Genomic DNA, 24,454 nt, shown 5'->3' with positions numbered 1-24,454 from the left:
CCTAATGTATCGCTAGCTACTCTCACCAATCTTGAGTCGATTAAGTCGTTTCAAGATCGGGCAGAGTCAGCCATTAAGCTGGAGAGCCTAGCCCATTGGGAAGCGTTTCAGCGTTTCAACAGTTACAATAAGCCAGTTTAAGTACACACACCTGGTTACATTCTTGGAGGAGGAATCCTGTAAATGAGTATAGTCACGAAATCAATCGTGAATGCCGATGCCGAGGCTCGTTACCTAAGCCCTGGTGAATTAGACCGGATCAAGTCGTTTGTGACCTCTGGTGATCGTCGCCTACGGGTTGCTCAAACGTTGACAGACTCTCGTGAGCGCATCGTTAAGCAAGCTGGAGACCAGTTATTCCAGAAGCGTCCTGATGTTGTTTCTCCCGGTGGTAATGCCTACGGTGAAGAAATGACAGCAACTTGTCTGCGTGACTTGGACTACTATCTGCGCCTAATCACTTATGGTGTTGTTGCTGGCGATGTTACCCCAATTGAAGAAATTGGCTTAGTCGGTGTGCGGGAAATGTACAAGTCTTTAGGGACTCCCGTTGACGCTGTTGTCGAAGGCGTTCGTGCCATGAAAAACGCTGCTACCGGTATGATGGCTGGGGAAGATGCGGCTGAAGCTGGCTCCTACTTCGACTATGTAATCGGAGCAATGCAGTAGACCCTATCCGACTGGGAAAGACGTAGCATGACGCTTCCACACCTGGACGTTGCACGTCTGTCTTAAGGATTCGAGAGACTAGGTGAAATAAGGAAAATAGAATCGATGCAAGACGCAATTACCTCTGTTATTAACTCTTCCGACGTTCAAGGAAAATACCTGGACGCCTCTGCGATGGACAAGCTCAAGGGCTATTTCGCCACGGGTGAATTGCGGGTGCGTGCGGCAACCACAATCAGTGCTAACGCAGCAACTATCGTTAAAGAAGCTGTTGCCAAGTCTTTGCTCTACTCGGATATCACTCGTCCGGGTGGCAACATGTACACCACTCGCCGCTACGCTGCTTGTATCCGCGACTTGGACTACTATCTGCGCTACTCCACCTATGCCATGTTGGCGGGTGACACCTCCATCCTGGATGAGCGTGTACTGAATGGACTCAAGGAAACCTATAATTCTCTAGGTGTTCCCATTAGTTCCACCGTACAAGCTATCCAAGCCATGAAAGAAGTTACCGCCAGTCTGGTGGGTGCTGATGCTGGCAAGGAAATGGGTGTTTACTTCGACTACATTTGCTCGGGTTTGAGCTAGAGAATTCTGGAACGTTCCCTTGTGAACCTGTAGTCGGTCATTTTTTCAAGGTTTGGGAAATCAATTGTGAGTGCTAGCTTGTTAAAGGCAAGTCTGACTTTTTAGTTAAGCAGATGAGTTTTGACAATCTAGTATTGACAGTTGAGTCCCAAACCTGATTGCAATATAAAGTTTTTGAGTTTTAATTAGGAGAACTTCAATCATGCGAATGTTTCAGGTGACGGCTTGCGTCCCTAGCCAAACTAGAACCAGAACTCAACGGGAGTTGCAAAACACCTATTTCACTAAGTTAGTTCCCTACGACAACTGGTTTCGGGAACAACAGCGGATCATGAAAATGGGCGGCAAAATTATCAAAGTGAAGCTAGCCACTGGCAAACAAGGTACAAATACTGGGTTGCTTTAAAAAATAGCTTCTACGGCAAAGGTGGGGGGTCGCGATGACCCCTTTTTGATTGGAAAATTGTCAGAACGTATAGCGCTACGCATTGAGGTTAGGACAAGATAACCTACAGAATACAGAATTTATATTTAGGACTTGCTGCATGAGTGTGGAAGCTAGATCAGATAAGGGTTTCAAGCCATTTCCCGACCCAACAAGTGCAAGGTTTTTACCCTATAACCGTCTTGCATCCTGGAATTTTTGCCGACCTCAGCGCTGAATTCTCCCTCGACAGAGGGTTGAAACCATTGCCCATTGCCTATTGCCTATTGCCTCTCCCCACCACAAGACTTATTCAGCAGACCCTACTTAATTTTCTGTATCAGAGTCAATCCCTAGCTCCTTGAGTTTAGCGAGTAATTCCTCAACCCGTTGTTGTGCCAGTTCTCGTTGTTGTCGTTCTAACTCAACCTGTTGTTGTGCCGCTTCAGCCTGCTGTTGTGCCGCTTCAGCCTGCTGTTGGGCTAATTCTGCCCTCTCTGCTGGCGTTAATACTAACTGTTCCTCTGAACTGAAAAATCGCAGGGTTGATTGATGCACTCCTAAAAATAATTGTAACTGTTGACTCCATAACCAGCCTTGCTGATTTGATTCCAGTGGCTGATATTCACCTCGAACTAAGCAGAATCCTTGAAACTCTAAGGTGTCAGGGTGAAACCAAAAATATTCGGGTGTGCGAAAGGTATCCTGATACAGTGTTTTCTTATCCCCTCGATCCACCTTCGCTGTGCTATCCGAAAGCAGTTCAATGATCACATTGGGATATTTTCCTTGTTCTGCCCACAAAACCCAACTTTTTCGAGGTCGGTTTTCCACACCCAACACGACAAAAAAATCAGGTCCGCGAAAGTCTCTTGTGGTGATGTGGTCAGGACTAAAATAAATGGTAAGGTTCCCAGTGGCATAAAAGTCAGTACGTTCTCGCCACCACCATTTCAGGCAAGCCAAAAGTAGTTCAATTTGATCTCGATGCCGATCGCTTTCCAAGGGCGGTTCATCACTCCACAAATCCCATGGTGGAATAATAATCTCTTCGGGTTCAATTTGGGCAGTTTTTTCAGTTGTGGCGTCTGAACTCTGGCTAGGCGTCATGGGAATACCAAGGAAAGTGGTTACTTTTTAGTTTAGTCGGTGGTCGTCAGATCTCAGAGAACATACTATTCTATACAGTTTAACTGGATGGTCGGCTCCGGTTGCGTTACCCTATTTGAGAGTAATCATTGACGATTAGTGACTCTACGCAATCTGATTTCATGGATTCATCCTTCGGCTAAGGACTGGGCAATCGATGCCCGTCTATTGCGCTGGTTAACCTTTCTGTGGCTATTGGTGGGTTTGGCGGTGCTGTTCTCCGCATCCTATCCTAGTGCCGATGCTGAGTTTGGTGACGGTTTATATTACTTTAAGCGACAGCTCATCTGGATTACCCTAGGCATGATCGCCTTTAACTTTTTTGTGCGATCGCCTTTACGGTATATCCTCAAAATTGCCCATTGGATAATGCTGATGTTATTGGGGTTGATCTTGATCATCCTAATTCCCGGTGTGGGGACGACGGTGAATGGCGCAACCCGTTGGCTATCCCTGGGTCCTGTTCCCCTACAACCCTCGGAATTAATTAAACCGTTTCTGATCCTTCAGAGTGCTTGCATCTTTGGGCAATGGCAACAGATTTCCGTGCGAGTACGCCTGTTCTGGCTAGGGATGTTTGCCCTAGTGCTGTTGGGAATTTTGCTCCAACCCAATCTGAGTACAACGGCGCTATGTGGGATGACGCTGTGGCTCATTGCACTGGCGGCTGGGTTACCCTTTTCCTACTTAGGAGGAACCGCCTTGGGAGGCGTGTTACTGGCAACGATTAGTATCAGCATCAAAGAGTATCAGCGGCGTCGGGTGATGTCATTTCTTAATCCCTGGGCTGATCCGATGAATGACGGCTATCAATTGATTCAAAGCCTGCTGGCGGTGGGTTCGGGAGGAACCTGGGGTTCAGGGTTTGGTTTATCCCAACAAAAGTTGTTTTATTTACCGATTCAGTATACCGACTTTATTTTTGCCGTATTTGCTGAAGAATTTGGCTTTGTCGGCAGTACGTTGTTGCTGCTGCTGATCGTAGCTTATGCTACCTTGGCAACAATTGTGGCATTGAAAACCCGTCATCCCGTGCATCGGTTAGTTGCGATCGGAGCGATGATTGTAATTGTCGGTCAGTCGCTGTTAAATATTGGTGTCGCCACAGGGGTTCTCCCGACTACGGGTTTACCTTTCCCATTTTTTAGTTATGGGGGAAGTTCCATGATTGCCAATTTGTGTTCGGCTGGATTGTTGATTCGGGTAGCCAGAGAAAGTAGTGAGGCTCAAGTCGTTTCTTTACAAGCCCGTCGCCAATCACCACCTCAGCGGCGTAGGCGACAGAGAACGCAGTTACAGAGGATGAGAGATTAGCGGTTAGCAGGGGGAGCTGGGGGAGCGGGGGAAGCGGGGGAAGCGGGGGAAGCGGGGAAGCGGGGGAAACGAGGGGAGAGTAAATGAAATTGGAGCTTATCCGAGCAGTCTTGGGGCGGGTTTAGTCACATCTAGGTGAGGCAAGCTCTAATTAGTCGTGAAACCCGCCCCTACACAACACTTACCTTAACTCTTCCAAAATTGGCACAGTCTGATTGGAAGCAGGAGGGGGTAGGGTTTGAGGATTGGTGGCTGGATTGTCTAGGGTAGGTACAGTTACCGAGGGTGGAGTATTTTCCTCGCTTGGCTTCGTAAAAATAAACTCCCGCTCGGTTTCTGCGGGTGCAGGTTCCCGTACTGCTGGCGTTACCGGGTTTGGAGGACTCACCGCTGGTGTTGCTGGAACCGTTGTATCGCTTGTTAGATAGATATGACCTAAAGCTCGACCTTGATAAGCACGTCGCGTGAACCGCCAAGCTGGATCAAGTTCAATTTTGAGGAAATTGCCATTACTCAACCCTCGAGTTCTGCCAATTTCCACTTTGGGAGCTTGACGATTCATCCGATTTGTACCAATGAGAACTAACTCGCCATCACGCTCGACAAGTCTGAGCAAATAGTCTAATCCTAAATCTTGACCCTCCATGCGAATCGAATAACCATTACTATCAGTGCTACGTCCGCAAATGCCTGTAAAGTCAAAATTGAGCAGTAACGGATCAACGATCGCGGGATTACTTCCCACCTCCTGCCAGCAAGGGCGTTGGGTTGAGCGCTGTTCGATAATCAGTAATTGATACTTGTTATCCCCGAAAGGAGCAGCAACGGCAATAAAATTATCAGAATTGACTTCTTGACTATCAAATGTTCCCGCTTTCAGGGAATTTGAACCTCCGACGGTGAGTAGAAATGCCGTCGTTAGAACTCCAACGTTGAGCCATCGTAAACGTTTCATAATTAGTGTGGTTGCTGAAAATTTCTACATTCAAAAATAGACGTAGTGAACGCTCCAAAGATTCCTAATCTAGTATTTGACATCCTCCCCCTGCTTCCCCTGCTCCCCCTGCTCTCCAACTTCCCCGCACTAACGACTCCCCTGATCAGGTGAATTGGAATTCACTGGTACAGGGTTGACGGTAAAGGTTAAGACTGTCTCATCGACACCTTTAAGCTTAAGAGAACGATACTTTGCGATCGCGTCATCGTCTAACCAATCGGCAACGGATGCCGAAACCAGGATTGAATTCGGTTCAGCGGCTTCTTGCAGTCGGGCGGCGATATTCACCGAAGGACCGATCGCGGTATAGTCGGTTCGTTCATCTCCACCAAACATACCCACTACCGCAGTTCCTTGATGAATCCCACAGCGGAATCGTACAGGCGGGGGACCTCCATTACCCACGAGTCCCCTCTCTTGCCACTTTTGATTCAGCTTATCAAGCGATCGCAACATTTGTCGTGCCGAGGCAATTGCCCGTCTAGCTTGTTCGTGAGGACTTAATTCTTCAGGAGCGCCGAAAATCGCTAAAATACCATCCCCCATAAACTTATCCACTGTACCCCCATTATCAAACACCGCACGAGTCATGGCTGCCAGATACTCATTCAGCAACTCGGCAATTCGACGCGATCGCAAGGTATTCGACAACTCCGTAAACCCAACAATATCACTGAACAAGGACGTAACTAAGCGAGGTTCTGGATGTAAATCCAGTGCCAATTCTCCCCGTGCTGCTTTCTGAACCATAGCTGGGGGTAAAAACCGCTTCAGTACCGACTCAGTTAGATATCGATTTAACTCAACCACGCGCTGCTCTTGTTCTTTAAGCGCTAACAAATTCCGGACTTCTGCCAACAATTCCCGGTCATTAAACGGTTTCGACAGATAGGCATCTGCCCCCTTTTCTGTTCCCTCAATCCGGCTGGCTTCATCCGCTTTTGCCGTGAGCAATATAATCGGTATTCCCTTAAAGTCCTGGGAACCCCGAATGGTATGAATCATATCCAGTCCTGACATCACAGGCATCATCAAATCAGTCACGATAAGCTGAGGATGGCACTTCTGCGTCATTTGCCATCCCTCTTCCCCATTCCGTGCTGTCCATACCTGATACCCCGATTGCTTTAAAATACTGCCCACATAAGCCCGTAAATCGGAATTATCATCAACGACCAAAATTCGCGCTACTTTCGCCGCCAAAGGTGTATGTGGATCAACAATCAAATAAGCATCTCCCGGCTCTTGAGGTTCGGCTTCGGGTTGCTCTTCGAGTTCCCCAAAGGAATTCAACTCCAAGTCCGCCAGTTCCACCAATGCCCGACTGGACTGGATTTCTGTGGCAACATCCACAATCTGCTCGACGGGGAGGTGAGCTTTTCCTTGTTGTAAATGAATGGTGAATGTTGTTCCTTTTCCCTGTTCCGAGGATACGTCAATTTCTCCCCCATGGAGTTCGACTAATTCTTTCACCAACGCTAATCCTAAACCACTGCCTTCATAACTGCGGTTTACTGAGCCTTCTGCTTGTCGGAACCGTTCAAATAAATGAGGAAGTTGTTCTTTACTAATACCAATACCCGTATCGGAAATTTTTAGACAAACTTTATTGTCCGTCGATTTAACGGCAATGGTAATACTTCCCCCAGCATTGGTAAACTTCATCGCATTTGACAGGAGATTATACAATACCTTGTCAAATTTCTCTATATCTAAATAAATCTCAGGACAAGGGATGACCTGGCTCAAGAGATTGATATTTTTTTTCTCGCAGTAGGGTTTAAATGTTTCAACAATTTGATGAATAAATTCAATTAAATTACAGGGACGGAAACTCGGTTGCATCCGTCCTGCATCGAGTCGCTGTAAATCCAATAGCTGATTGACTAATCGCAACAAGCGGCGCGAATTCCGCAGTGCGATTGAACTTTGTTCATACGGTAATCCCTGATGTTGATTAATTGCCGATTCCAACGGTCCAATCATCAGGGTTAGGGGCGTGCGGAATTCGTGGGAAACATTTTGGAAAAATTCCGTTTTCTGCCGATCTAATTCCATTAACCGCTCGGCTTGCTGTCGCGTTTTTTGATAAAGTCGCGATTGCTGAACCGCAATTGCCGCTTGGGATGCCACGGCTTGGGCAAGCTCAATTTCGGATTGCAGCCAGTGGCGTGGGGTATCGGTTTGCCGCAGACTAATGCTACCAATAATTTTGCCATCAACCAATAAAGGCACCACCAAAAGGGCGCGGGCATTTTGGCGCAGGGGCAGGTCAGACCCATTCATTTGGGGATTAGCTACCAAATCATCAAGCACCACTGGGGCTTGGGAATCAATAAGCTGCCGTAATACGGGATTGCCGACAATCGGAACAGCTGACAGGGGAAGTTGAGTGGAGGAAACCGATTCCATTTCAATGGAGGAGGTAGGGGAATGAGTCACAGTGACTTGATTATTCTCTGGGGATTGATCATGATGATTAACCGACGTTCCCACTACTTTTGTCGATTTCCCATCATACAAGCCCACACATTGAACAAACTCATCGTCTTCACTCCACAGAGACAGAACACAACCATCAACGTTGAGAGCAACGCCTAATTGTTGAGTAATCGCGGTAAAAATTTCTTGGGGATCAAGACTAGAACGAATAGCGCGAGTAATTGTGTTGATTAAAGTTTGCTGCGTCGCTAAGGCGTGTAGCTGTTCATACGCCCGTGCCTGGGAAATTGCCATGGCAGCTTGGTCTGCTACCATCACGACGAGTTGAATTTCGTCATCTTGCCAGCTATAGGGTTCTACACACTGGTGTAACGCCATGACAGCCACCAATTCCTGTTGACTAATCAGGGGGACGACTAAGCTAGAGCGAATATTCGCCTGTTGATACGCCTGTAGCCGAGCTTCGCCTTCAGGACTATCCTGATTAAATCGTTCATCTGTCAATACATCGTGAATAACGGTGACTTCATGGGTTTGCCAAACCGTCTGAGTTAAAAGCGGCGGTAGCGATGAGGTCGCGTCTGTATCTTCACCCGTGGTTTGTATGGTACAGGAGTTGGGTTGTGGCTGTACTAAGTCTAATGGTGAATGGTTCGGTGATAAGGGTTGCCTACCATTGTCTCTAAACCTTGAAGTTTCGCCACCTGAGTCGCTCAGTTGCCGTTGATAGACAAACCATTCATCGACCAACTGCTCTTGCTGGAAGGGACGAAGAATGCATACATCGACTTCTAGCAAGTGACCCACCGTCTCGACAATCCGCTGGAGAACGTCTTTAAGCGGGGAACTACCACTTTTGTCATACTGAGCATTGCGAATGGTATTGGTTACGGTATTCAGCAGGGTTTCCCGACGTAACGCCCGACAGAGTTCACTGGTGCGGGACTTAAGGACATTATGAGTGTCCATGGCTTGCCGCACGACTGACTTGAGTTCCTCGGCATTCCAGGGCTTGGTGACGTATTTAAAGACTTTACCCGCATTGATGGCTTCAACCAGGTCTTCAACATCGGTGTACCCCGTCAAGATAATCCGGATAATATCAGGGTATTGAGCAGCGGTGATACTGAGAAACTCCGTACCACTCATTAGTGGCATACGCTGGTCGGAGATAATCACAGCCACATCTCCTTCAGCTTCCAAAATTTCTAGTGCGGCAGGACCATTGTCTGCCCGCAAGACTTTGTAGTCACGATGGAATGTTCGATAGAGCAAGTCCAGGTTGTCGGGTTCGTCGTCAACAACCAGAAGTTTAGGCTTTCGTGTGGATTGAGATCTCATGCACCGCTCTCCTGCTGCCAGAGCTTTTGCGAATAAAAACAGTTTGCACGCACGTTAGAGATTTTTACGGCTGGCAATGACTGGCTCAATGAGAACTCTCTGACTCCAGGGAATTGTAGTTCGATGATCACGACGGGCTAAAGGAAGCATGTTACTTGTCCTGCGGCAATTTGGCTATTGTGACGGTAGTTAGTGGTACACCCCAATTGATTTTAATTTTTGTTTTCCAGTATGGTTGTATTCTGCCTCAAGTTGCCGAATAGTCATGTTTGGTCTGAGCGTCTTGGTTTTGGCTTTACCATAAGAGTTATGCGATCGCGCCTAACTCCTCCATTTTGGGCGAATCATGAAAATTTAGGAGATCGAGCATATCTTGAGGACGCAAAGCGCTGCGCCTTGATCGGCTTTATGATGGTGTCATGCCCCTGGGAAAGCGCTGTGGGAAGAAGTGATTCGTCAATGCTCTCCTTGTACAATACTATCGTTCTACAAACGAAAGACGATGATTTCTGGCTAAGTGTTAATCCCAAGGGAGTGGTGATGGCGCTCTTTATATTTTTGCGATGGTGAACCCCTGCTTTTCTTTTGTGACGTCCCACAAAGTTGCTTCTGAAGCTCAGCAAACGCTGGCTGTGGATGCTTCCCGCTTAACGATCCGGAGGGCAAAAGACCAAGATCTAATGGCGCTCTCGGAAATTCTAGCGGATAGCTTTCACTCGCAACAGGGACTCTGGCGTTTGGTTTATCCAATTTGGCGATTAGGAATTTATGAAGATCTGCGGAATCGTCTGCGTGGCAATTCTCCCCATTATGCCTGTTTTGTTGCCCTCAACCCTGATGCTTCTGGCGATAGTGCTGACGGGCTACTCGTCGGCACTGTCGAAATTGCCCTCCGTTCTCCTCCATCCTGGCAACCTCAAGGTCACCACTATCCTTACATTTCTAATTTAGCGGTCAGAAGGTGTTGTCGGCGACGGGGTGTGGCTGGACAATTACTGCTAGCTTGCGAGCGTCAATCCTTGGCATGGGGCTTTCCCCATCTTTACCTTCATGTCTTAGATAGTAACGATCAAGCGCGGCAACTTTACCTGAAAATGGGCTATCAACTGCATCATCTAGAGCCGAGTTACAGTCTCTGGCGACGCCATCCTCAACGTTTGTTATTACGCAAGCGTTTAAATACGGGAACACCTGGATAACCCTAAGAGGAATTTTTTCCTCACGGCAGTAAGTGACACAGTTGGGGACATAATCTCCACTTTGCCGCCTTTGGGAATCGAGTTTCTCGCTCCAGCTTTACCATTTCTTTAAAAAACGTTCCCGCTTCTTCACAGAATCTTCATAAAATTTCTTAACAAATAGGCGTATATTGCCCCAATTCAGGCATCTGTAAGGGATTGACCTAACCTATACCTGTAACCGTATGCCATAAAATAGAGTTATAAATTTGTCGAGAAGCAACAAATGACACCGATCTGAGTGGGTTTGATAGGGTAATTCAATATAGAGGATCAACAAAACTTCTCTTCTTGGTTATTATCAAAGACTGATAACCCAATGAATTGATTAGTTGTGCGTTCAACCTGGGTGCATCCCTGCTCCCTTGAAATTAAGCAATACGAGTTGAAATGGAGAGCGAAAATAACCAGCGTTGCCAAACAGCTCTTTACGAAGAAGAGGAGGTGCTTGCCCGCCCCAATAGTTTCGCCAACGCTCAAGGCTCTAGTGGCATGAATAAACAAAGCCCAAATTCCCATGACTCACCGGAAGGAAAAATTCTTCAGCAGCTTCACGATCAACAACTGTTGATCGTTAATCCTCGGCGTCGGAATGGCTTAATTCTCTTCAAGCGCTATCATGCTGAATTTGCTGGACCCGGTTCAGGGGTGGGAGGATTATTCGATGTGGATTGTCAGCGGGTGCTACCTGTGGGAAACATTTCTTTACTCTCTCCAGAATCATCAGAAGAGCGAAAGCGGGCGTATCTGATTCGGCGACAGTGGGTGAGATTAACGATGCAAATTACGGATAACCCAGTTCCCCTGCAACGCGCCCAAAAGATGATAGAGCAATTTGAGGGCTTCTTTGACGCCCAAACAATTGCTAAATTACCTAATGAGGCTTTTTCTCTGTTGGTGGGAGTCTTGCCTCAGACGGTTATCAAAGTGCGTCGCACAGCCTAGTGGCTTGACCCAGCTAATTTGGTGCAATAGATTGGGTTCGTAGTGAGGGCTTCAGCCCTCTCCAGATAGGCGTTAGAGAACTAAAGTTCTCACTACAAACAAAGTCCTATTTGAGCTGGGTCAAGCCAGTAGATACGATGAAGCTAGGGAAGTCGGGGAAGCTGGGGGAGATGAGGGAGAATTTCCACAGACGGGTTAGGATCAAGAAAAAATTGGAGCTTTAGCGGATTAAGCTGGATGTCTGAACCTTTGATTTGTGTCTCCATCAAACTGTTCGCTGCTTATCAAGACGCTTACGGCGTCCCTGAACTTCAACGGGAGTTCCCCGCCCAAACCCCTGTATCTGTCCTTCTGGATAGCTTAATCGCCGAACATCCTCAACTGAAACCCTGGCGAGATTTGACTCGTTTTGGTATCAACCTCCAGTTTGTTGAACCGGATACGATTTTGCAAGCAGGAGATGAGGTTGTCCTAATCCCCCCTGTCAGTGGCGGTTAATCTGTATGAATTCCGGCGAATAGATGGGCAACAGCTTAATTGATGGCTCCTTTTTCTGTAAAAATATAAAGAGAAACTATCATAAAAACCTGCAAGTGAGTCGTTATGCCAGAAAAAAACAAATCTAATCCAGACGCTCAAGGAGCTAAATCTAAATCCTCTAAAGCCAAAAAAGAAAAACCGCCAGCACCTGAGGACAAACCGTTCCCGGAATTTATCGAACAAGAGTACCTACCCGCGTTAAAGACTGCCTTTGGCAAACAAGGCATCGATGATGTAGAGGTGAATTTTGTCAAGGAAAAATTTCCGATTCCTGGTTTAAGTACCCAGCCAGACTGCTGGCAAGTCATTGGTCGCTTCGCTAATGGTCAGCGCCAATTTAACGTATATTTCCCCGATGAGGATATAAAGGAGCAAAAAGCCTTCTCCTGTGCGCCCAAGGGAGCCAAACCCAGTACCCTTGAGTCATTTATGATTGACGAACGCAAGGTGTCTCTCGATCTGCTGGTGTTTTATACTATACAGCGATTGAACGCCCAGAAATGGTTGGCAAGAAATTAGTTAGGTGGAGCAGGGGGAGCAATGTAGAGACGTGCCATGGCACGTCTGGAAGCAGGGGGAGATGTTAGCTGTTCAGTTATTTCCCTGCTCACTGCACTAGGAGGCTTCTCTTGAGCGATCGCAAATATGAGTTATACTTAACTGAATGGGGTATGCTTTCGACCAATTACTATTACTATACAAGCTCAGAACTTTCAGCTACATTTTGTTCCCAAAACTGGAGTCCTGCTGTAACATAGTGCGATATTAGGGTGTACTGACTGCTTTCCTTGGAGATTAGCCAAAACGTTAGCTCATGGGCTTACCCTACTCCTGCTTCCTGGCGTTGTGGTAGCCGTACTTGCGAAAAACGGCTGTAGCTGGCTAATCTATTAGTGATCCTGACCTGTAGTGATCCGAACCTCTAAATTCCAGCAGCAAATTTCCCACCGAACCGCTGGCTTGAGTTAAGGGTTCTCACTCAACGCACGCTTCTACCCCCTTACTTTTGCTATGCTAACTTCCATTACCCACGAACAAGAACTAAAACACGAAAGCCTGCGACTGCTGCGAGACTATCAGCAATCCAAATCCGCAGAGACTCGCAACCAGCTAGTGTATCTCAATATTGGGCTAGTTAGACGAGAAGCTCATTATTGGGTTAATCAATGCACCGAAAGCTATGAAGACTTGCTACAGGTTGGCTGTCTAGGTCTGATTCGAGCGATTGAGCGATTTGCTCCCAGCAAGGGTAATGCCTTTAGTTCCTTTGCTATTCCCTACATTCGTGGTGAAATTCAGCACTATTTGCGCGATCGCGGCGGTTGCATTCGTATCCCCCGGCGCTGGTTGGCGCTACAACAGCAGTCTATCGCTATTATTCGCCAGTTACGAGCGCAACTCAATCGCCAACCCACCGATGCAGAAGTGGCGGAAGCTCTGGAAATTCCCCTAGCCGAATGGCAAGAAATTAAGCTAGCGCATCAGAATCGAGAACCTCTGAGCCTAGATACCCCTGTTGGGGATGAAGAAGACGGCACAACCAGTTTGGGTGATATTGTCCCTGATCCGCAATATCGCAGTTTTCAACTGGCACAAGAAGACCAAATTCGCCTGCAACAAGCGCTGGTTCACTTAGAACAACGGACTCGCGAGGTTTTAGAATTTGTCTTTTTACATGATTTAACTCAGAAAGAAGTGGCAGAGTTGTTGAATATTAGTGTGGTAACCGTGTCTCGCCGCATGAAAAAAGGACTCAACGCCATGAAAAATATTATGAATGGTGGAGAACGGTAAGTGTCAAAGATGATGGCGCGATCGCTAGTAGCCGTGGCAGTCAAAGCTTCCACAACGCTTTCACTATAATAGATAGTAGGTAGAGAGAATAATTGAAATTTATTTCTAATTGGGGTGTTCTGTGTGGTGTCTTCTGTAAAACTATGGGGGGACTCGATCATGCATAAAAAATTATTAGTTGGGTTGACCACAGTATTAGCATTGTATATGGGAGGTTGTCAGGGGGACGATACTGAGCAAATTGGCGAAGTGCCAGAGCCGACGACAGAGGAATCACCAAGCGAGTCACCTGCTGCACCACAGGTAGCGCCCTTTAACAATCCTGATGTAGACGCACAGCCAAGATTGCCGACAGCATCAGGGTTGATCCGAAGTGGGTCTCCCCAGGAACAAGTTAGAAAAGTAGAAAAAGGACGCAGCGATCCCTTTGCTACCCTGACCCTAAAACCGGAAGTAACCGTATTGCCTAATCCTCAAGCACAAGGACGATCTATACCTGTACCTGTGGTTCAGCGACTGCCTTCGCCTTCCGTTAGGAGGGGGACAGGTAATGGTAGTCCAGGTAGTCCAGGCGGTGGCAATCAAAGCAGAGGAACAGGTGGCACAGGTGGCACAGGTGGCACAGGAAGAACGGGTGGAAACGGTTCCAATGTAGTACCAGGAGCAACAACATCACCAGGAGGAACGAGTGCCAACGGTGGTAATGGTGGTAATGGAGGGAAACCAGGTAATGCGACAGCCAGTGGAAGTCCGGTTCTGGAACCCCCTCCCTTGGTTCCAGAACTGCCAAAATTACCAGATCCTACACTAGCTAGGCAAGTGGAAGTTGAGGGTGTAGTCCAAGTTGGCAATGTGCCTCGAGCTATTGTCAAAGTTCCCAATGAACCAAGCCGCTACGTCCAAGAAGGACAAAGGATTTCCAACGGACAAGTTCTGGTTAAGCGGATTGAAGTGAATCGCGGTCCGACGCCAGTGGTTGTTCTGGAGCAATATGGTCAAGAAGTGGCTAGACAGGTTGGTGAAGAACCTGCGGGAACTCCAGCACAAGCCGAATCCTCTACCGCTTTGCCACCACCACCCGCCTGATGGCAGGTGAATGAGCAGCGCCCTAGCTAGGAGCGCGATCTGTCAGGATAAATAGTTTGTAGAGACGTGCCATGGCGCGTCTCTTTGTATTAAAAGCAGTAGCTTGCAAACTTTGGTAACCTGGAGGAATTCAACCCCAAAAACGTATCCCAGAAAACGAAAAATTAGGTGAATTGAAACGTACAGCCTGTGGCAAGCCAATCACTACGATATTATGTATCTGGTTCGAGATTGCCTTTAGCCGTTTATCGAGAGGTGGCGGCTCATTTACGGCAAGTAGAAGGAGTAGACGTTGAGCTAATCCCCCAAATGTCCCAGACGTTTGATTACAATCAAAGTCAAGTAGAGGGGTTATGGATTCAACATGCTGATGATTCTGATGCGGTGAGTCGAGAACGAGTTAACCAAATTTTGACTCACTATAACCTACTCACGACTTAATGAAGAATCGTTAACGATTATGGACTATTGGGAATTTCTACTCCAAAAAGAGGGCGATCGCACTTGGTTACCGATCAAATCCCCTAAGCTTGACTTGGATGTGGGTCGATACCGGGTAGTGGCTCATTCGAGTCGCGCCAATACCGATGTGGAAATTTGCGTGACGCATACCGATACGAAGGAAACACCACCTAAGCGACGGTATCAAAAGCGATCGCGCCGTACTAACCCTGATGGGTTAATGGTGATTATTCCCTTTACCTATCTTAAGCCCGGTCTGTGGGAGTTGCGCTGCTGTGGCGATATTATGTCCGATTTTCTGGGCAATTCCTGGCAGGAAACGGTACAGTTATCAGTTGTACCTAAGGTGAGTGAGGTTTTAGAGAAGGCAGAAGATAGAGGCTTCCAGGAGGGAAATCAGGAACAAGAAAATAAGGCAGACGAAAATGAGATCACTCCGGAAACGGTAAATAATGACTCCGCGCATCCTGAGGAACGTCACTCCCCATTGATCACGTCCCTCCATAGCCCAGAGACAGAAGAGGTTCTCCCCACACAAGAGCAACCTGCGATCGCGGATGTGGATAATGATTCACTTGACTCATCTCACCCTGTCGCCCAATCCACCCAATCCCCCTCTCCAACTGAGTTACCGACTCTAACTGAGACAATCACATTACCCCAACCTCATACCCCCTCTCAAACCCCTATAGCGGCGACAGACACCGCTCAAACGGATACAGAACACTCCGTTTCCCATCCCACAAATGGCAAAATCGGCGATAGAGAGGAAACGACACCCTCAGAAACAAAAGCCACCTCTCCCTCACCGGAAGCATTACCTGAGTTGGAGATTCCTGAACCCGATATCCCGATTCCAACCTCTACCTCTTCCCAATCTCCTATCTCCAATCCCATCTTGGATCAATCACTGCAAGTGCTAGAGCAAGTGTTGCAACAGGTACTTGATCCGGTAATCAAAGAATTTGAAGCGTCTGAGTCTTCAGAATTGCCTATTCCCATCTCCCCAGAATCCGAATTTTCCCCAGAGGAAGATACGTCATGGCAAGGATTAATCTTAACCCTAGAGGAGGAAGCTTTAGTCACACAACGGGGAGAATCTCTGACGGTAGCCGGACAGGTGGATCAGTTAAAGGTGCATCCGCTAGACCCTAGGGAAACTGTCCTAAGTGAGACGAATCAGTTTCAGGGCATCCTACACTATGAATTACGTCATCCGCAAACCGGAGAGGTTGTCGTGGATGTCCGAACCCCCATAGCTGCACCCGCATTTCCTGTCACGTTTAGCCAGACTCTAGAGATTCCCTCAGACAGCAAAACCTGTTTATTACTAGGAAAAGTTAACCTGTACGAATCAACGGGGACAGCATTAGCCAGTCAACCGTTTACAGTCACGGTAGATTTAGATGAATTGTTAGTTGCGGTTCAATCAGGAAATTGGACAAAATCGGAAGACACAACTCCTGGGGTTTCTACCCCACAACCCAAGTCACAGTCAATTCCTCTGAATCAGATATTTCTTGATCTGGTTGATAATCCGAACAGCCGTAAGCCTTTAATCTACCAACCCTCATCCCATCAACCTTTACCCCCACAGCTTTATCACCCCCAATCCCAGCCCGGATTAACCAAATCGCTGGATTTGCCGACCTTTTCTCAGCCCAAACCAACCACAGGGAGAGAATCGGAATCCCTTGCGGAAATCCAGCCAGAAACAGAAACGCGATCGCAAGCTGTTGAACCCACTGATAAACAGACAACCGAAACCACGCCTTCAGCACCCGACGATACAATAGAAGACTTCGTAATCGACTCATCTGTCACCGAATCTCTGGTGTCAGAAACAGGCGAGGGGGAAACTACCGAGACTATCTCTGTTCCTAATACGGCGGTCACTGAAGCCTCTGTGCAGGTGGAAACCGCAACTGAGTCCGCTGAACCCTCAAAGGAAACGCCCCCCCTAGAGGACAATCTCGCTGCCTTAGCAGAAACATCTGAACAGGCTTCTACAGAGTCCACCGAGATATCCGATGTCTGGACATCAACACCAAAAGCGGAACCCGAATCCTCCCAGGGAGAGGAGATAGCGAATCCAGACTTATCCGAGTGGAAAACAGCCGCGATGTCAACTGCTGCACCCCCGGAGCAAGATCCGATCGCGGTTGATCGCGCTTTCACTGAACTCAACCTGAATGAGCGATTCTGGGGGCGTTTGAATGCGTTAATGACGGATACGGATTTAGCCGAATGGCTGAAAGTGGAGTTACCCTCTAGCGAGGACTTGGTTGAGTTGGAAGGGGAACTATCTGAGCCAGAGGTTGATCCTTTATTTGCTCAACCCAAAGAAATTCCGCCATCCTCTGATGATGACGATCAAGAATTAAATGGCTTTGATGAATCGATGTGGGATGAAGACACCGAGGAGGTGGGAAGTCTTAATCATGAGGAGATCCCCAAACTCGAACCCCCTGTTCAACCCGATCATCCTCCTTTGAATCGTGAGGAATTGTTGGAGCGAGAAATTGTGGTTGAGGATGAACCCTCGACGACCGAATCCTCAGCGTCTGGAACAGTTGGTTCAAGAACCGTTGAGACAGCAACAGGAGCGCGATCGCACCTGAGAACTTCTGACATGGCTCAACTCGACTTAGGGACGCCCTTACCCACACCAGAACTATTCATCCCGACTCAGGAACTAGCGGCTGGGGAACCTTTACTGGTAAAGATTAAATTGAATCCTCATTCGGCTCGCTTAGGCGTTAAATTATGGGTTCAAGATCGCCAAAGTCGCTCCCTACTTGATGGACCCCGGTGGTTAATGGAGTTAAGTCCCAATAAAGCAGGAGAGTTAGAAGCCTTGACTCAGTTGGTTGTACCCTTTGGGACAGTAGAAATTCGCTTTGAAGCGATTACGGTAGATTTAGATAGTGAACGGGAAAGTCACAAAGTTTCCGTTGATCGAGTTGTGGTTCCACCGGATTTGTCAGATTTCTCTGAGGATGAGTTCTGAATTTACCCATACGATCATCAGTTACTTGTAGGGGCGGGTTTAGGGATAAAATGAGGAAACCCATCTTAAATTAAACAACGAAACCCACCCTAATCCTAACTTTCATCGTCGCTATTCTGTAAATTGGGGATTTAGGTGATCAGTTGAGTGTGAGGGGGAGGAAGGGCGGGTTTTGTAGAAACGTTATTAATTTCTGGATTAATTATTTCCCTAAACCCGCCCCTACATTGGATATACAGCTTTAGATACCAAATGAATACTAAAATATCGTTCTGGCTGATACCATCAGCAGCTTATCGACCCTTTTTTCAAGAGAGGATCAATTCTCTAGCTCAAGCCCATAATGCGCCCAGGTTTGAGCCTCACGTCACTATCTATTCGGGAGACTATAGGGCTGATGAATCGGTTGATGAAGTAATCGAAACAGCTACAAAGAATATTTCAGGCTTTATGCTGGATATCGATCAGGTTGGCTATACCGATCTATACACCAAAACATTATTTGTACAATTTCACCCATCGGCAATTCTGACTCAGATTTCCGAAACCATACGCCATAACTCGGCTAATGCTTCTGCGTATGTTCTCAATCCCCATTTAAGTTTGATTTACCAGCATCTTGATCAAGCTGTTCAAAAAAAATTAGCCACAGAGTTAGTTATTCCCTACAGTCAAGTTTTCTTTGATCAAGTGAGAGCCATTTCCACACCAGAACCTGTTCGGAGTGGTGAAGATGTAGAAAAGTGGCAAACGCTCAGTGTCAGGAAATTGGTATCGTGAGAGGGGAGCAGGGGGAGCAATGTAGAGACGTGCCATGGCACGTCTGGGAAGCAGGGAAAGCAGAGGGAAAAGAGGCGTTCCGATAAAACATCTTTTGTAGGGGCGGGTTTTACTACTAACATTTCGTTTTCACCCTGATGTAACTAAACCCGCCCCGAGCTAACTGTTCAATTATTGCAAATGACGTAGTTTGCTTCTCGCGATAGCGAGTATGACATAAGACAAATGACGAATCCGGATCAAGCGATCGCACCTGCGAAACAAGAAGAGGAGAACTTGTTCGGTTAACGGACATGACTAGCGACAAGCATCAGCAGGATGAGACTATGGTTGTATCAGGGAATTCTAAACTATCCGAGAATCTCTCAGCAGGGATGGAGGATGTGCAATCTGACGCCGATACCTGGTTGAGTCAGGGAATTGCGTCGTTTCAGCAAGGGGATTATCGCCATGCGATCGCGGCGTTGAATCAAGCCTTGCAGATTAATCCCGATTTGGCGCAGGCTTACCATTATCGGGGAATGAGTCATTATTGTCAGGGGGATGCTTTGGGTGCGATCGGGGATTTTGATGAGGTGTTACGGCTTGATCCTCAAAATGCTCAAGCTTATAGCGATCGCGGTTTGATTCTGGCGACGCTTAATGATCGCTGGGGCGCGATGCAGGATTATAATCAAGCGTTGCAACTTGATTCAAATTATGCTAAAGGATATCTGAATCGTAGTATGCTGCGGTTGGCATTAGAAGATTATGACGGTGCGATCGCAGATTGTGATCAAGTGATTCGGATGAATCCGAACTTAGCGGAAGGGTATCTGAATCGAGGGATTGCTCGGTTTGAAGTAGAGGCTTATCAGGATGCGATTGGAGATTGCGATCGCGCTTTAGCGATTAATTCCAATCTGGCGGCGGCTTATTTTAACCGAGGGATGAATCACATCGCTTTAGGAGCCTATCAGGAAGCGATCGCGGATTTTAACCATGTCTTGGAATTGAATCCCAATGATGCTCAAGCGTATCTGAATCGCGGTTATGTGCGGTTGCAGTTGGGGGAAAATTGGTCAAGTATTGAGGATTTTGACCAAGCGATGCGCCTAGAACCCGTGGCGGCGAAGGCATTTTTCCAACAGATTGCCAATACATTGAATCAAGAACCCGACACCGTTGAGGATGATGAATCGAAACTGATTCAAGGGTTAATGGTTCGAGGAAATTTACGCTATCAATTAGGCGATTATCCAGCGGCGCTGAATGCCTATAATCAGGTTTTAGAACTCGATCCGAATTATACAGAAGCCTATAACCAACGCAGTACCGTGCGTTCGGCGATGGGGGATTACCAAGGCGCGATCGCGGATTTAGACATGGTGAAAACCCTCTCTCTGGCGACTCCATTATCTCCAGAACCTGTATCTGTGGCGACGGATAAACCAACGCCTCAAGAGTACCATAAGATCGGCGTACACAAGTTAAATCAGGGAGATTTTCACGGCGCTATTGAAGCGTTTAATTATGTCTTACAGGAGAATCAAAATAATGCCACGGCGTTAACCTGTCGGGGATTTGCTTATCGTCGTCTGGGAGATAAACCACGAGCAATTGCCGATTTTCAGACAGCCGCGAAAGTGTTTTATGAGCAAGGGGATATGAAGTCATCTCAGGAAGTGATCAAAACACTGAAAAAATTGCGGCAATAATTATTAAGCAGGGAACAGGGAACGGTGAGGGACGAAATACGCCAAGGGAGAGGAATTTAATGAACTGTACGGGCGGGTTTTACAGATCAGTGAGATACCAATGATTAAGGGCGGGTTTTGAACATAGGTTAGCGGTGTTGATTCAAGGTTTAACCCTAAACCCGCCCCTACACGATGGTTATGGCGAGGGATTTTATGAACTGTAGGGGCGACCCGCACCGCATCAATGGACAACCCTATTCTACTCAATTGGATCGGGTCGCCCTCAGCTTAATAGCGTAGCTTTAAACGATTCTGGGCGCAAGGATGGTGCCCCTACATTAAGATTACGCCTGGGGATTTAAACGCTGGACAAATGCCTGATGTTCTGCTGTTTGTATTCCCGGCTGCAATACTGCCAAAACCTCAGCTAAATTCCCCTCACGCAAGGCATTCACCGCTAACCATAATCCCGGAAAAATACGAGAGCGAATAATCCCCGCTTCATCGGGTTCTAAGGAACATTCCCATGTTGTCGTTGCCGTGCGATTAACTGTTGGACAAAGGCTTGATGCTCTGGAGAATTGATTCCTGATTGCAAGGAAAGCAAAACCCGTTGCAGATCCCCTTGGAGCATCCCTGGCGCATCCAGCCACAATCCGGGAAATACTTGAGAGCAAATCAGTCCCTCAGGATCTGGTAACAAGGAAATATAATCACCATCGTTGAAACTAAACCAATCAATTTTTTGTTCAAAGACTTGCCAAACAATGTATTCCTGTACACTATTGCGCCGATAAGCACGCTTCTTATCTCCCAGATCAATCGCCGCACTACTAGCCGCTATTTCTACTAATAATTCTGGCGCTCCTGCCAAGTATCCATCTTCACTTAGAGTAGAGTTGCCCCCACTTTCTGGATTAATCAGCAATACGCCATCGGGTTGCGGTTGGTTGTCCCTATCCAAACGGAGAGTGGGTTCAATTCCCATTTGTACTTGGGGTGTAGCAGCTTGATAAACTCCCAGCCAGGTGATTAAACGTCCGTGGAGTTGAGCATGAGGTTGAAAGCGTAGGGGCGATGCCATGTACACTATCCCTTCTATCAGTTCAGCTTTTTTTAGTTCTGGCATAGCGTTGTAACGACGCTCGAATTCACGGGAGGTTAAGCGATCGCCATTTTCTAACGGTGGCAAATGTTGAGCGGGTGCGAACACAGAGGTTAATGGTAAGGGCTGTGAAGACATCGTTATGAATGACTCAACCGACCCCATGATTGTATCAAGCGATCTCCCCCACCCAGGAAGAGCGATCGGCATTTTCTAGGGGAGGAGGAGAAACCGTGGGACGGACTGACATCTGACACGCTCTAACTGTAATCGCTAACGGTTACGTTTATTTGAGCGTTGAGTGATGAAGGTTATAAATAATGTTTGGCATAAGGGTGAGGGGTGAGATGCCAAGGATTAAGGGCGGGTTTTGAACATAGCTTAGCAGTGTTGATTCAAGGTTTAACCCTAAACCCGTTCCTACACGATGGCTATGGCGCGGGATTCAAATAGGATAAAGGAACGAACTGTAGGGGCGACCCGCTTGCATCAATGGACAACACTATTCCACTTAATTGGATCGGGTCGCCCTCGGTTTAATGGCGTAGCTTTCAACAATTCTGGGCGCAAAACAATTCTGGGCGCAAAACAATTCTGGGCGCAAGGATGGTGCCCCTACATAATCGCTACGCCTGCGAATTTAAACCCTGGACAAATGCCTGATGTTCTGCTGTTTGTATTCCCTGCTGCAAAACGGCTAAAACTTCAGCTAAATTCCCCTCACGCAACGCATTTACCGCTAACCATAATCCCGGAAAAACACGAGAACGAATAATTCCCGCTTCATCGGGTTCTAGGGAAATATATCGTCCTGCTTCTAAGCGAAACCAATCAATACGATTTTCATAACTTTGCCAGACAATATATTCTTGGACGCCATTGCGACGATAGGCATTCAGTTTATCGTTTAAATCATAAGACGCACTCGAAGCCGCTACTTCAACAATTAACTCTGGTGCGCCTTCAATATAATCATCCTCAGTAATTCGAGAATTTCCTCCAACTTCCGGTTCAATTCGCAGTAAAGCATCCGGTTGCGGTTCGTTATCGGTGTCCAGACGGACTGTGGTATTATCCTGCACATCAACTCCCGGTGTCGCCACCCCATACATTCCCAACCAGGTGATGATTTTGGCGTGGGGTCTACCGTGACGATTAGCACGAACGGGTGAAGCCACGTAAACCACTCCTTCTATTAATTCGGCTTTTGTCTTTTCTGGCATTTGCTGGTAGCGACGCTCATATTCGATGCGAGTGAGGCGATCGCCACTTTCTAGGGGAGGGGGGGAAACAGTAGGACTGATTGACATCTGACAGGCTCTAACTGTAATTGCTAACGGTTGCGTTTATTTTAGCGTTTGGCATTGTCTGAACTTGATGTCAATCAGCACATAAGCTGTTCGGCATTTAAACCTTAATCTCAATAATGGCGAAATCCTTGCCGTAGTGCGTTTAGCGAAGCCATGCCGCAGGCTTTGCATCTTGCTCGCTGTATTGAGCATCTTGCTCGCTACCCATTCCCAATTTAACTGATCGCATAGTTTTTTCCAACGACCAATCTGGCTTGTCCACTCCCTATACCAGTGGTGTGACAGATTTTGACACCTATGTGTCTGGAAATCCTACACACAGTTTTATCTCTAACACTTGGATTTCAGGTTCTTCTGGTCCCGGATCAATTACTTTTGATTTAGGAAATGTTTTTGACTTGGATGGGATGGCGATGTGGGGTACGGGTGGTGCATTTAGTGTACAAAACTTCAATCTGTTTGCTATTGAGTACATCATTGTTATCTGTCTCTCTGAAAAGGGAGACTTTTGTCTTTTTTGATTCCCGATGATGAGTGAACGGTAAATAATGCGGAGCATACCATACCCAATCAGATAGATAAGAATTCCATCCAGAAACCGTAGGGGCGCACGGAGCGTGCGCCCTTTCTCAATGTGTGCCTGATTAAATCATCAAATCTATTCCCCAATTTTAGGTAGGGGTAGGGCGGGTTTTGCAGCAATGTTAGCGGTGTTGCATCCAACATTTATCCCTAAACCCGCCCCTACACGATGACTATGGCGCGGGATTCAAATAGGATAAAGGAACGAACTGTAGGGGCGACCCGCTTGCATCAATGGACAACACTATTCCACTTAATTGGATCGGGTCGCCCTCAGCTTAATAGCGTAGCTTTAAACGATTCTGGGCGCAAGGATGGTGCCCCTACATTAAGATTGCGCCTGGGGATTTAAACGCTGGACAAATGCCTGATGTTCTGCTGTTTGTATTCCCGGCTGCAATACTGCCAAAACCTCAGCTAAATTCCCCTCACGCCTTCTACAATTAACTCCGGTGCGCCTTCAATATAATCATCCTCAGTAATCCGAGAATTGCCCCCGACTTCCGGTTCAATTCGCAGTAAGGCATCGGGTTGAGGTTCATTATCTGCATCCAGACGGACTGTGGTATTATCCTGCACATCGACTCCTGGTGTCGCCACCCCATAGGTTCCTAACCAGGTGATGATTTTGGCATGGGGTTTACCGTGACGGTTAGCGCGAACGGGTGAAGCCACGTAAACCACTCCTTCTATTAATTCGGCTTGTCACTCAGCACATACCGCAGGGGCGCACGCTCCGTGCGCCCTTTTCCAATGTGCGCCTGATTTAATCATCAAATTTATTCCCCAATTTTAGGTAGGGGGAGGGCGGGTTTTGCAGTAACGCTAGCGGTGTCGCATCCAAGGTTTATCCCTAAACCCGCCCCTACATTACGATATCTGGATTGGGAATGCCAGTTTCAACTAATTCATTCAAATGGAGGTTTAGCGGCATTCCTATATAATAAACGTTTGCCTTCTACCTTCTGCCCTTAATTATTCTGATCTGTTAGACGG

The 24,454-nt window shown here is 47.2% G+C and carries 20 protein-coding genes and 2 pseudogenes; 15 read left to right on the top strand and 7 right to left on the bottom strand.

Features of this window, described 5'->3' with window-relative positions:
- Nucleotides 1–183 precede the first annotated feature (183 nt).
- The 3 genes from apcA (at nucleotide 184) to MC7420_RS15820 (ending at nucleotide 1,666) form a co-directional block, all read left to right on the top strand.
- The gene (gene apcA, locus MC7420_RS15830; protein WP_044207500.1) at nucleotides 184–669 is read left to right on the top strand and encodes an allophycocyanin subunit alpha; all 486 of its coding nucleotides are present in this window, start codon (nucleotides 184–186) and stop codon (nucleotides 667–669) included.
- 105 nt (nucleotides 670–774) lie between these two features.
- Nucleotides 775–1,260: an allophycocyanin subunit beta gene (apcB, locus tag MC7420_RS15825; protein WP_006101432.1), complete on the top strand. Its 486-nt coding sequence runs from the start codon at nucleotides 775–777 to the stop codon at nucleotides 1,258–1,260.
- A gap of 202 nt (nucleotides 1,261–1,462) precedes the next feature.
- Nucleotides 1,463–1,666, top strand: a complete 204-nt coding sequence (locus MC7420_RS15820; protein ID WP_006101555.1) for a phycobilisome linker polypeptide — start codon at nucleotides 1,463–1,465, stop codon at nucleotides 1,664–1,666.
- Nucleotides 1,667–2,011: 345 nt separating this feature from the next.
- On the opposite strand, the gene MC7420_RS15815 is transcribed toward MC7420_RS15820, so the two are convergent.
- A complete protein-coding gene (locus MC7420_RS15815) occupies nucleotides 2,012–2,794 on the bottom strand; it encodes a Uma2 family endonuclease (protein WP_006101497.1) in 783 nt (260 codons plus the stop codon).
- 138 nt (nucleotides 2,795–2,932) lie between these two features.
- Between MC7420_RS15815 and MC7420_RS15810 the strand changes: the two genes are divergently transcribed.
- Nucleotides 2,933–4,147: an FtsW/RodA/SpoVE family cell cycle protein gene (locus MC7420_RS15810; RefSeq protein WP_006101423.1), complete on the top strand. Its 1,215-nt coding sequence runs from the start codon at nucleotides 2,933–2,935 to the stop codon at nucleotides 4,145–4,147.
- Nucleotides 4,148–4,328: 181 nt separating this feature from the next.
- Here the strand turns inward: MC7420_RS15810 and MC7420_RS15805 are convergent, their stop codons facing one another.
- Both MC7420_RS15805 and MC7420_RS15800 read right to left on the bottom strand, forming a co-directional pair.
- Entirely contained in the window at nucleotides 4,329–5,102 is a 774-nt protein-coding gene (locus tag MC7420_RS15805; RefSeq protein WP_006101527.1) for a DUF3747 domain-containing protein, read from the bottom strand.
- A 129-nt stretch (nucleotides 5,103–5,231) separates the two neighbouring features.
- A complete protein-coding gene (locus MC7420_RS15800; protein ID WP_044207497.1) occupies nucleotides 5,232–8,927 on the bottom strand; it encodes a response regulator in 3,696 nt (1,231 codons plus the stop codon).
- 680 nt (nucleotides 8,928–9,607) lie between these two features.
- On the opposite strand from MC7420_RS15800, the gene MC7420_RS15790 reads away from it, so the two are divergent.
- The 10 genes from MC7420_RS15790 to MC7420_RS15745 all read left to right on the top strand — a co-directional run bounded on the left by MC7420_RS15790 (nucleotide 9,608) and on the right by MC7420_RS15745 (nucleotide 20,479).
- The gene (locus MC7420_RS15790) at nucleotides 9,608–10,126 is read left to right on the top strand and encodes a GNAT family N-acetyltransferase (RefSeq protein WP_006101588.1); all 519 of its coding nucleotides are present in this window, start codon (nucleotides 9,608–9,610) and stop codon (nucleotides 10,124–10,126) included.
- Nucleotides 10,127–10,555: 429 nt separating this feature from the next.
- A complete protein-coding gene (locus MC7420_RS15785; RefSeq protein ID WP_006101360.1) occupies nucleotides 10,556–11,110 on the top strand; it encodes a hypothetical protein in 555 nt (184 codons plus the stop codon).
- A gap of 237 nt (nucleotides 11,111–11,347) precedes the next feature.
- Nucleotides 11,348–11,608, top strand: a complete 261-nt coding sequence (locus MC7420_RS15780; protein ID WP_044207491.1) for a MoaD/ThiS family protein — start codon at nucleotides 11,348–11,350, stop codon at nucleotides 11,606–11,608.
- Nucleotides 11,609–11,713: 105 nt separating this feature from the next.
- The gene (locus MC7420_RS15775) at nucleotides 11,714–12,169 is read left to right on the top strand and encodes a DUF2996 domain-containing protein (RefSeq protein ID WP_006101518.1); all 456 of its coding nucleotides are present in this window, start codon (nucleotides 11,714–11,716) and stop codon (nucleotides 12,167–12,169) included.
- A 492-nt stretch (nucleotides 12,170–12,661) separates the two neighbouring features.
- Nucleotides 12,662–13,444 (top strand): RNA polymerase sigma factor SigF, encoded by a 783-nt coding sequence (locus tag MC7420_RS15770; RefSeq protein WP_006101409.1) that lies wholly within the window; start codon nucleotides 12,662–12,664, stop codon nucleotides 13,442–13,444.
- Nucleotides 13,445–13,603: 159 nt separating this feature from the next.
- Nucleotides 13,604–14,530 (top strand): hypothetical protein, encoded by a 927-nt coding sequence (locus MC7420_RS15765; protein ID WP_006101532.1) that lies wholly within the window; start codon nucleotides 13,604–13,606, stop codon nucleotides 14,528–14,530.
- Nucleotides 14,531–14,719: 189 nt separating this feature from the next.
- Nucleotides 14,720–14,971, top strand: coding sequence for a hypothetical protein (locus MC7420_RS15760; RefSeq protein ID WP_044207489.1), 252 nt, complete (start codon nucleotides 14,720–14,722; stop codon nucleotides 14,969–14,971).
- A 19-nt stretch (nucleotides 14,972–14,990) separates the two neighbouring features.
- Nucleotides 14,991–18,002: a hypothetical protein gene (locus MC7420_RS15755; RefSeq protein ID WP_006101380.1), complete on the top strand. Its 3,012-nt coding sequence runs from the start codon at nucleotides 14,991–14,993 to the stop codon at nucleotides 18,000–18,002.
- Between the two features lie 252 nt (nucleotides 18,003–18,254).
- Entirely contained in the window at nucleotides 18,255–18,782 is a 528-nt protein-coding gene (locus MC7420_RS15750) for a 2'-5' RNA ligase family protein (RefSeq protein ID WP_044207487.1), read from the top strand.
- A 293-nt stretch (nucleotides 18,783–19,075) separates the two neighbouring features.
- Nucleotides 19,076–20,479, top strand: a complete 1,404-nt coding sequence (locus MC7420_RS15745) for a tetratricopeptide repeat protein (protein WP_157453186.1) — start codon at nucleotides 19,076–19,078, stop codon at nucleotides 20,477–20,479.
- Nucleotides 20,480–20,805: 326 nt separating this feature from the next.
- Here the strand turns inward: MC7420_RS15745 and MC7420_RS44330 are convergent.
- The 3 genes and pseudogenes from MC7420_RS44330 to MC7420_RS15735 form a co-directional block, all read right to left on the bottom strand.
- A pseudogene (locus MC7420_RS44330) lies at nucleotides 20,806–20,973 on the bottom strand (Uma2 family endonuclease); the annotation flags it as partial.
- The gene (locus MC7420_RS15740; RefSeq protein ID WP_006101377.1) at nucleotides 20,973–21,704 is read right to left on the bottom strand and encodes a Uma2 family endonuclease; all 732 of its coding nucleotides are present in this window, start codon (nucleotides 21,702–21,704) and stop codon (nucleotides 20,973–20,975) included. The gene MC7420_RS15740 and the pseudogene MC7420_RS44330, both read right to left, overlap by 1 nt.
- 488 nt (nucleotides 21,705–22,192) lie before the next feature.
- Nucleotides 22,193–22,876 carry a Uma2 family endonuclease gene (locus MC7420_RS15735; protein WP_006101368.1) on the bottom strand — a complete coding sequence of 228 codons (684 nt, stop codon included), beginning with the start codon at nucleotides 22,874–22,876 and terminating at the stop codon, nucleotides 22,193–22,195.
- A gap of 254 nt (nucleotides 22,877–23,130) precedes the next feature.
- Here MC7420_RS15735 and MC7420_RS15730 point away from each other — a divergent pair, with 254 nt between their 5' ends.
- The gene (locus MC7420_RS15730; protein WP_006101545.1) at nucleotides 23,131–23,397 is read left to right on the top strand and encodes a hypothetical protein; all 267 of its coding nucleotides are present in this window, start codon (nucleotides 23,131–23,133) and stop codon (nucleotides 23,395–23,397) included.
- Between the two features lie 389 nt (nucleotides 23,398–23,786).
- Here the strand turns inward: MC7420_RS15730 and MC7420_RS15725 are convergent.
- Nucleotides 23,787–24,163 (bottom strand): annotated as a pseudogene (locus MC7420_RS15725) (Uma2 family endonuclease); the annotation flags it as partial.
- Between the last annotated feature and the right edge of the window lie 291 nt (nucleotides 24,164–24,454).

The organism is Coleofasciculus chthonoplastes PCC 7420 (assembly GCF_000155555.1).
Taxonomy (GTDB): domain Bacteria; phylum Cyanobacteriota; class Cyanobacteriia; order Cyanobacteriales; family Coleofasciculaceae; genus Coleofasciculus; species Coleofasciculus chthonoplastes_A.
Note: the sequence above shows the minus strand (reverse complement) of the source record. Positions and strands in the feature narration are given on the sequence as shown.

Bases quoted from the DNA above. Each gene is read 5' to 3' on its own strand.
- MC7420_RS15805 (WP_006101527.1), bottom strand. From the start codon at position 5,102: ATGAAACGTTTACGATGGCTCAACGTTGGAGTTCTAACGACGGCATTT.
- MC7420_RS15750 (WP_044207487.1), top strand. From the start codon at position 18,255: ATGAATACTAAAATATCGTTCTGGCTGATACCATCAGCAGCTTATCGA.
- MC7420_RS15780 (WP_044207491.1), top strand. From the start codon at position 11,348: ATGTCTGAACCTTTGATTTGTGTCTCCATCAAACTGTTCGCTGCTTAT.
- MC7420_RS15770 (WP_006101409.1), top strand. From the start codon at position 12,662: ATGCTAACTTCCATTACCCACGAACAAGAACTAAAACACGAAAGCCTG.
- MC7420_RS15740 (WP_006101377.1), bottom strand. From the start codon at position 21,704: ATGTCTTCACAGCCCTTACCATTAACCTCTGTGTTCGCACCCGCTCAA.
- MC7420_RS15735 (WP_006101368.1), bottom strand. From the start codon at position 22,876: ATGTCAATCAGTCCTACTGTTTCCCCCCCTCCCCTAGAAAGTGGCGAT.
- MC7420_RS15785 (WP_006101360.1), top strand. From the start codon at position 10,556: ATGGAGAGCGAAAATAACCAGCGTTGCCAAACAGCTCTTTACGAAGAA.
- MC7420_RS15815 (WP_006101497.1), bottom strand. From the start codon at position 2,794: ATGACGCCTAGCCAGAGTTCAGACGCCACAACTGAAAAAACTGCCCAA.
- MC7420_RS15755 (WP_006101380.1), top strand. From the start codon at position 14,991: ATGGACTATTGGGAATTTCTACTCCAAAAAGAGGGCGATCGCACTTGG.
- apcA (WP_044207500.1), top strand. From the start codon at position 184: ATGAGTATAGTCACGAAATCAATCGTGAATGCCGATGCCGAGGCTCGT.
- MC7420_RS15800 (WP_044207497.1), bottom strand. From the start codon at position 8,927: ATGAGATCTCAATCCACACGAAAGCCTAAACTTCTGGTTGTTGACGAC.
- MC7420_RS15820 (WP_006101555.1), top strand. From the start codon at position 1,463: ATGCGAATGTTTCAGGTGACGGCTTGCGTCCCTAGCCAAACTAGAACC.
- MC7420_RS15745 (WP_157453186.1), top strand. From the start codon at position 19,076: ATGACTAGCGACAAGCATCAGCAGGATGAGACTATGGTTGTATCAGGG.
- MC7420_RS15790 (WP_006101588.1), top strand. From the start codon at position 9,608: ATGGCGCTCTCGGAAATTCTAGCGGATAGCTTTCACTCGCAACAGGGA.
- MC7420_RS15775 (WP_006101518.1), top strand. From the start codon at position 11,714: ATGCCAGAAAAAAACAAATCTAATCCAGACGCTCAAGGAGCTAAATCT.
- apcB (WP_006101432.1), top strand. From the start codon at position 775: ATGCAAGACGCAATTACCTCTGTTATTAACTCTTCCGACGTTCAAGGA.
- MC7420_RS15765 (WP_006101532.1), top strand. From the start codon at position 13,604: ATGCATAAAAAATTATTAGTTGGGTTGACCACAGTATTAGCATTGTAT.